The following is a 6,761-nucleotide window of genomic DNA, read 5'->3' on the forward strand; positions in this document are numbered from 1 at the left end:
CATAAACGAGCGAGCTAGGCCGTCTCTCCACCGGGAGGGGCGGCCTTCCTCTTTGTGCCTACACAGGATTGGGCTTTTCCCACACCCCCAACACACCCCCTTATCGGTAACAACAGCGCCATTCGTTAATGACTAGCTAGAAGCGCATCACTAGTTAGTTACTCATGAATACTTCTCAGATGCTGATCGCATTTCTTGCGTTCGGTGCTTCTGCAAGTTCCATCGTCGCTTGGCGTTTTGCAGCGTTAAAGCTATGGAGAGACGAGCCATGATTCCTGTATCCACCTCAGTGCTGATGGTGCTTCTCAAACCATTGCAGGTCCTTTCCGCCGTGCAGCGTGTGTTTAGCTTCGGACCACGTAAAGGCAAAAGTAATGAGTCTGCGAAGCCTAAGCTTTAACGATTTTTGAGTTCACTCCTCTTGCAGTAACTTTACCGCGCTTCTATGACGCTTGATTGGCCTCTTGCTTACCGCTTTTGATTTTTGTCAGTTGTTCGGTTGCGGTTCGGCTATCTCACTCACGTACTGCTTCTAAGGCTGGCGAACGTAGTTGAGTCATTTTAATCAATCCAATGACCACCGAAATTCGTAACTGGGCTGTTGTTGCTGCCTCGATGGAAGCTCAAGGTGCAACTAATAGTCAAATGTATATCCGTGCCAAAGCACTTGCAGAAGGTAAGTCCGACCCTATGCCTACTAGTTTTCCGGCGGCTCCGTTCAGCATTTCGGCTGTTTGAAGTCAAAGCAACTCTTGGCCTGACTAACCATCAGGCCTTCTCTTCCCATACTTCTCATGACAAATCACCATCTATCGGTTGAGCATTTTGAGCGACTTCTTCGCGGCAGGTGTTGTAGTGCTCGCGGCTACTTAGAAGCGTCCATAGAAGGAGCGGCGTGTCCTCTTGCGGTAAATGCGCTTAAAGCGGCCACCGCTCTTGCCACGAACGATTGGAAGGATGGGCTTCTTTGTCCACCAATCCAGTGCCTGACGCTTGGAAATAAATCCCCAGAGTGCTTTTAGGGGCTTCCACAAAGCCCCGGCACCAAACACCAGAAGGGCAACGAGCAGAAGAACGCCGATTAGGTCCAAAAACATGGCTAGACGAGCGGTTGGCCCTCAGGCAGATAAACGCTGTCGGCGATGGTCCGCAGCACCATGGAGCACGCGTAGTCATCCGCGCCGTATTCGTCTTTCCAGGTCTTCACCAAGAGCTTCAGGTCGTAGTCGGCTTGGTTCAGAAATTCGTCGGTCGGTTCCCAGAACGTGGCCTCGTCCATGGCGGAGGGGTGTCAGTCCTTAGTTGTAGCCATTTTTAAGGAAGGGCCCCGCTACGGAGACAATCCGGCCAGGGCTGGCGGCGAGAGGTGGCTTGTGAACGCCCATCAGACAGGGGTGTGCGCCACACAGGAAAAATCTGGCGAGTGCGTGACTTTGCCGTCAGTGGAGTTGTGGTGCTGGCTGCCGAACCTGGCACCGGCAAGACCACATTGATGAATCTGCTGACTGAAGCCATTCAGGAAGGCACTGACTTTCTTGGTGCTTTCAAGGTCACCCAAGGTCCTGTGTTGCTGATTCAGGGTGATGAGCCTGAAGAGTTCGCAGAGCCCAAGTACGCCAGGCAAGACCTCAGGGTGCAGTGGGACGTTATGTACCCAGAGGAGGCGTTGAACATTGAACACCTCACCAAACTGGTCACCTCCAAGAAGTACGTCGCTATTGGCGTCGACAGCTTGACCACAGTCCTTTGCACCGCAGAGCAAGGGACCCTTGATCAGGGGATAGTCCACCTCCTGTACGAGTTAAACCGCGCCGCCGTTAACGCTGGCGTCTTGGTTTACATGACTGCCCACCTCAATAAACCGCCCAAGGACGGCAACGGTTGTAGGCGTCAACGCAAGTCAATCGAGTGGGCTGACATCAGTGGCATCTCCACAATCAGCGCCGCTGTTCAAGACTGCTGGGGTCTGACCAACCTTGGCGACAAGTTTTCGCTGCATGCCCTTGGCAAGCGAAACATCCAAGTGGGGACAACGTGGTGGTTGCACCGTGACGCTGAGACCTACAGCTGGTGGCTTGCCGATTCTCAAGACCAGCAGCTGCCTGCTGAGCGAATAAAGCTGTCTGATCGGATCATCAGCTACGTCAAAGAGCATGGCTTCAACACCACAGCGGCCATTGCCACGGCCTTAAAAAGCGACCCTGAATGGACTCGGATTTGCTGCTGTGACCTTTTGGATCAGGGCTTGCTGCAACGTCGCAAGCAATCCCTAAACGGCAAGGCACAGCGCGGTAGGCCGTCATACGTCTACGGCTTGGATGATTTTTCCTGTGTCACGCACACCCCCCCCTCTAACAACAGTTCCGTACATAGGTGGTGAAGACGATCCGGCATGGGGTCCACGTCCGGAGGTCATCTAATCGCCCAGTAGCCGCTGCAGCACGATGCCCGCTCCACTGCAGGTGTTCCTTCCCGTCACACAGGGACTGCCCTACAAAATGGAGGACGATGATTGGTAGCCCTTATGTCACGTGTGATTTTTCTAGAGTTATGCAATATCAAAAGTGAATGAGTAGGTATTTGAGTTGTTTCCAACCTTTTTGGCTCGATTAGTCGCTACATAGTTTGGGTCGCGCCAAATCAGCTGTTAAGTCCCTTGATCAGAAGTTGATTGCGGTAACTCGCATGTCGCGCGGTTCACGTAATTTGTACTGAGCTGGTTCTTGCTGTGCGCTTTTAAATCCAGCATCCTGAAGTACATTTATTAGGGACTCTGGCGTATAAGCCCATTTGTGACACATCAATGGATCCTTCCAGGATGGATCGCCATACAAAGGCCACATCGACATCTGGCCCGTTTTTCCGGGTTGACTGTGCATAGATGGATTTTTAACAATCATTTGACAGGCGTAGAGAAGATTCGGGCATTCAAGAATAAGTTTCCCGCCAGGCTTAAGCAGCCTTCTCCAGCTCTTCAGTAAAGGTACGACTTCCCAGTGATAAAAGTGCTCGATAACATGTACGGCTAAAATCTCATCAGCTATAGATGATTTGATTTTGCTCAAATCACGAATATCGGCATTTATGTCTGGCTGCTTGCCAGCCCTGGATGCAACCTTATCGATGTTCACATATCCAGGAAGAATTTTATCGCCACAACCCAAATTGAACTTCAGCATAAGGATGCAGTAAATTAAGACGACTTTAACATCTCCCTAGGAAAAGATTAATTGATTTCCGATGAATCGTTCAAATAAAAGACTGAGGTGCAGGTTTAGCGTTAGGGAGTTCGCGCCGAAATGCAGCACCGCCAAGTTCTGTTCAGACCGCTGCCGAGTCGCCAATCACAGGACCCGATTGCTGGATTAGCAGTCGCTTTATTGCTCCGAATCGCAGGTGATCACAGTGATGTTGCTGTGGTCGCCTGCGTTCTGTGCTCAGTCTGGTGCTCATTCCAAGCTTATCCGGATCAGCTTGAAATCCCTTATCCGGATAAGGGTTTAGCCGTCAGCGGCGGTGCCCATGGTGCGTAAAGCGGCCACGGAAGTGCGCTTCAAATTGCCGATCCAGTTGCGGCTGCGCCAACATCGCCCTCAAAGAATTGAGTGCGCCGATCGCTGCGCTGTATTGCTGCGCCCGTTCAGCTTTGGCGGCTAGGCGTTGATATTGCGTCGCCAGCCAACCCACCATCTGTTGAAGCTCTACTGAGTTCAGGGCGTTAGCCAGTTCACTTTGGGCGTTTTCTATGTCACGCAGGCTTGTCCGCCTGCTGCACCCCCACTTCACCGTCAGCTGCGTCGCTGCATCAGTTGGTGGAACACCATCAACAATCAGCTGAAGAGCCTCGTTACGGCGTTGCTGCCGTTGCTGCTTGGTGGTGATTGTCATGGATCAGCCCCCTAAAAAAATCGATGTGTCTCTGTGGCGTGGAGCATTAGAAGATCACAATTTCAAATTGAGAACCTTCATTTCCTGCTGGATGTATTGATCTCCTTGTTCGCATTCATGCTTCAGGAGACCGATATATTGAGTAACTTCTCCTTCTTTAAATTCTCTCCATCTACCCCACACTTTTCCGTCTTTATAGGATGCGTATGAATTGTCTTGGCAATCGTAAACGTCCGTGAACTTGACACTTTTAACGCCTCCAGGCGTGGCGCTTTTACCTGATATATAGCCAGGGGAACCAGTTGTTGTGCAATTTATACTTGAGCCAATGTTGGTGCAGTTGGCTGCTGTATTTCCACCAATAAAACTTCCAGAGGTCCCGGCTTCGGGGTTTTGATAGAGGCGAGTGATTCTTGGCATGCCTAGGTAGCGAGTTTCCTGACCTTTGTGAGGGATTCTTCCCGGCATGAGCCAATAAAAAATACTTTCATCGCCGTAGCTGTAATGCCACCCAATTGGCTTTGGTAGACCAAAAATGTCAACCCCACGAGTTGTTACTGTGCAAAAATCCCCGACGCAGCTGTCCTGTTCTTTCTTCGTCCTCGAAGTACTAGCTCCCGACTTAACCTTTATACAGCCTTCATAGTCTTTGGCGTTTAAGCAAGCCTCATGGGGATCTAGCTGTTGTTTCTGCTTAGCAAAATAAGCTCTACGTTCTTCTTGCCATTTTCTTTGCTTAGTAAAGTCACGCGAATATGTTGGCTTGCTAAATAGGCGGTTGCAAAGATCGAATGGCTTTTGAGAAGCATGTCCATGTTCTGTTGCGCTTAATGCGCACAATTGACGCCTTATATTGTCTGCATTTCGTTTATTTATAGGCAAGGGACGAGGTTCTCCGTCGACAAATTCTGTATGACCCTTGAGAACAGCCCTGTCGTCAAATAGAAATTCTTCGTCTGTCTTTATGCGTTTCCTGTCAGCCTTTACTTCTGCTATATGCTCTGCATTTTCATACATGACCTCCCATCGCAGATGATCCAATCGTCTTTTGATTGGTAGCGTGCATTCTTTAGACCTTGCATTGAAGTCTGATGGGTACATTTCCCAACAGCGTTTATAGGCATTGTTTTCAAGTATCAGGCAAAACCCATGATCACGACCACCAATGTCACGCCCTTCTTTGCGTTCACAGATGTTAATTATTTCTCTTGCAGCCCTCTCGAAAAATTTTTTGAGAGGGCTGCAAGAGAAATAATTGAGCTTGCTCAGGAAAGCTAAGCCTCAGTAGCGAGCGAAGACAGAGGTTGTTCCGTCATGGGCAATGGCAAGAACCTCAAAAGGTTCAGCCTCGACGCCAGTCACTTCCATACCAGGAGAACCCATTGGCATCCCTGGTACAGCAAGACCACGGATATTGGGCCGTTCCTTCAACAGCCTCTGGATCGCAGAAGCAGGCACATGCCCTTCGATCACATACCCCTCAACATCAGCGGTGTGGCAAGAAGCGTTTTGAGAGCTGACACCGCGCTCTTTCTTCACTGCATCTATGGCCTCGGTGACATGGTCATCAATACGAAATCCCGCGGAGGCGATGTGGGATCCCCATTGCGTACAGCAGCCGCAACTCGCTGACCGATAAACCGTCATCTGCGGCCCCATCGCACTGCTGGTATCGGGCATCGCACCATCCCCTTTCACATCACCGTGCGCGTGAACAGGTTGAATCACCCAGAGCAGAGAGCCGACTGCAAAAGCTCCCACGAAACCCTTTTTGATAGAAGCCTGCCAACGGGCTACGGAACGCGATGCCTTCATGGAGTCTTCTACGAAACGTACAAAGTCGATTTCTGCATTATTGCGACCAGCTCCGACTCGTCGGCAAATGCTGCTGCGAAACGTGATTGAGCTTGCGCAGGACATCTAACGCTTAATGAGTTCGATGTTCAGAGCAAAGAGTGCATTAAGGGTGCGTTGATACTCCAACGCCAAACCAAGGAGAGTTACGACAGAGGTCACTGGGTCTCATCTTGTGTCTAAAGCATCTTTTCTGGATGAAGGACCTGATGACCTCCCACCACTGAAGTTCGTGACTGGGCACGAGGGAAGAGAGGCAGAGCGCCTAACTCGATTTATTTGGGAAAGAATCGTATGCCTGCTTGAGCACGGCGAAGAGCGGGAAGCAAACTCACTACTTGAGGAGTTCGACGAGCCGCCCCTTTGGAACGACGTCCTTGCGGAACATGATTGAGCTTGCTCAGGGTGCTTATGGACTAGCGACTACTGGAAAGCCGTCTGACCTTCATCGCTGAACTGGCACCTCTCCCTGCGTAGGTCTTCTTCAAGCTTTTGTAGTTTTGCGGTCAAGGCGGCAACTTTCGTGCTGTGACCAATGGACGCGAAGTAGGCAAGCCGACAGGACTCCCACCGAAGACCGAACTCCAGCCTCTCCGTTGGAGTCATGGCTGCTCGCATCTCACTCCTTATAAAGGGATCAAAAAACAAAAAAGAAAAAAACTGTCGACGTAGGGAATCTGTCAGTGAGCCTTTAGTGATTACCGCCCCGACCGCCAGAGCCAATGACTCGGCGGCGGATGCTGCGGCACAACACCACTGAGGCTTGGCAGACGATGCGGAAGACGGGCTGGAGGCGCTGCCCTCCGCCTGTGCGCTGACTTGTGCTCGTACTGGTAGTAGTGACGCAATTTCTATCTCTGGCCCAGGGATAAAACCAAATTGCCGGCTGTGCGTTCGAGGGCACAACGGTGGCGGAGTCGCAACCGAGCGAGCTAGTTCGTCTCTTCCAGCTGGGAGGGGCGGTCTCCTCCCTTGTGGAAGTGCAGGTGAGCAGTTCCCTAGGACGCTTTGCTGTTTTT

The 6,761-nt window shown here is 51.0% G+C and carries 9 protein-coding genes; 3 read left to right on the forward strand and 6 right to left on the reverse strand.

All coding sequences use genetic code 11. The features are described from left to right. Window positions 1-573 precede the first annotated feature (573 nt). Window positions 574-738, forward strand: coding sequence for a hypothetical protein (locus DXY04_RS11910; protein ID WP_170950576.1), 165 nt, complete (start codon window positions 574-576; stop codon window positions 736-738). A gap of 131 nt (window positions 739-869) precedes the next feature. Here the strand turns inward: DXY04_RS11910 and DXY04_RS12335 are convergent, their stop codons facing one another. Both DXY04_RS12335 and DXY04_RS01000 read right to left on the reverse strand, forming a co-directional pair. Further along, window positions 870-1,097 carry a hypothetical protein gene (locus tag DXY04_RS12335; protein ID WP_115160623.1) on the reverse strand — a complete coding sequence of 76 codons (228 nt, stop codon included), beginning with the start codon at window positions 1,095-1,097 and terminating at the stop codon, window positions 870-872. A 2-nt stretch (window positions 1,098-1,099) separates the two neighbouring features. Next, the gene (locus DXY04_RS01000; RefSeq protein ID WP_115160624.1) at window positions 1,100-1,279 is read right to left on the reverse strand and encodes a hypothetical protein; all 180 of its coding nucleotides are present in this window, start codon (window positions 1,277-1,279) and stop codon (window positions 1,100-1,102) included. A 144-nt stretch (window positions 1,280-1,423) separates the two neighbouring features. On the opposite strand from DXY04_RS01000, the gene DXY04_RS01005 reads away from it, so the two are divergent. Beyond that, complete coding sequence (locus DXY04_RS01005; RefSeq protein WP_206749647.1) at window positions 1,424-2,380, forward strand: AAA family ATPase; 957 nt, start codon at window positions 1,424-1,426, stop codon at window positions 2,378-2,380. Window positions 2,381-2,660: 280 nt separating this feature from the next. On the opposite strand, the gene DXY04_RS01010 is transcribed toward DXY04_RS01005, so the two are convergent. From DXY04_RS01010 to DXY04_RS01020, 4 genes are all read right to left on the reverse strand, one after another. Continuing rightward, window positions 2,661-3,179 carry a methyltransferase domain-containing protein gene (locus tag DXY04_RS01010; protein ID WP_115160626.1) on the reverse strand — a complete coding sequence of 173 codons (519 nt, stop codon included), beginning with the start codon at window positions 3,177-3,179 and terminating at the stop codon, window positions 2,661-2,663. 328 nt (window positions 3,180-3,507) lie between these two features. Next, a complete protein-coding gene (locus DXY04_RS01015) occupies window positions 3,508-3,888 on the reverse strand; it encodes a hypothetical protein (RefSeq protein WP_115160627.1) in 381 nt (126 codons plus the stop codon). Between the two features lie 54 nt (window positions 3,889-3,942). After that, entirely contained in the window at window positions 3,943-4,929 is a 987-nt protein-coding gene (locus DXY04_RS11730; RefSeq protein ID WP_136975348.1) for a hypothetical protein, read from the reverse strand. A 240-nt stretch (window positions 4,930-5,169) separates the two neighbouring features. After that, window positions 5,170-5,703 (reverse strand): DUF411 domain-containing protein, encoded by a 534-nt coding sequence (locus tag DXY04_RS01020; protein WP_170951289.1) that lies wholly within the window; start codon window positions 5,701-5,703, stop codon window positions 5,170-5,172. A gap of 761 nt (window positions 5,704-6,464) precedes the next feature. On the opposite strand from DXY04_RS01020, the gene DXY04_RS01030 reads away from it, so the two are divergent. Beyond that, the gene (locus DXY04_RS01030; protein ID WP_115160630.1) at window positions 6,465-6,560 is read left to right on the forward strand and encodes a DUF1651 domain-containing protein; all 96 of its coding nucleotides are present in this window, start codon (window positions 6,465-6,467) and stop codon (window positions 6,558-6,560) included. Window positions 6,561-6,761: the final 201 nt, after the last annotated feature.

The sequence above is a fragment of the Synechococcus sp. UW86 genome, assembly GCF_900474085.1.
GTDB lineage: Bacteria > Cyanobacteriota > Cyanobacteriia > PCC-6307 > Cyanobiaceae > Parasynechococcus.

What these genes read in the sequence shown, in the direction of transcription:
- DXY04_RS01030 (WP_115160630.1), top strand. Translation starts at nt 6,465, where the DNA reads ATGACTCGGCGGCGGATGCTGCGGCACAACACCACTGAGGCTTGGCAG.
- DXY04_RS01020 (WP_170951289.1), bottom strand. Translation starts at nt 5,703, where the DNA reads ATGAAGGCATCGCGTTCCGTAGCCCGTTGGCAGGCTTCTATCAAAAAG.
- DXY04_RS01015 (WP_115160627.1), bottom strand. Translation starts at nt 3,888, where the DNA reads ATGACAATCACCACCAAGCAGCAACGGCAGCAACGCCGTAACGAGGCT.
- DXY04_RS12335 (WP_115160623.1), bottom strand. Translation starts at nt 1,097, where the DNA reads ATGTTTTTGGACCTAATCGGCGTTCTTCTGCTCGTTGCCCTTCTGGTG.
- DXY04_RS01000 (WP_115160624.1), bottom strand. Translation starts at nt 1,279, where the DNA reads ATGGACGAGGCCACGTTCTGGGAACCGACCGACGAATTTCTGAACCAA.
- DXY04_RS01010 (WP_115160626.1), bottom strand. Translation starts at nt 3,179, where the DNA reads ATGCTGAAGTTCAATTTGGGTTGTGGCGATAAAATTCTTCCTGGATAT.
- DXY04_RS11910 (WP_170950576.1), top strand. Translation starts at nt 574, where the DNA reads ATGACCACCGAAATTCGTAACTGGGCTGTTGTTGCTGCCTCGATGGAA.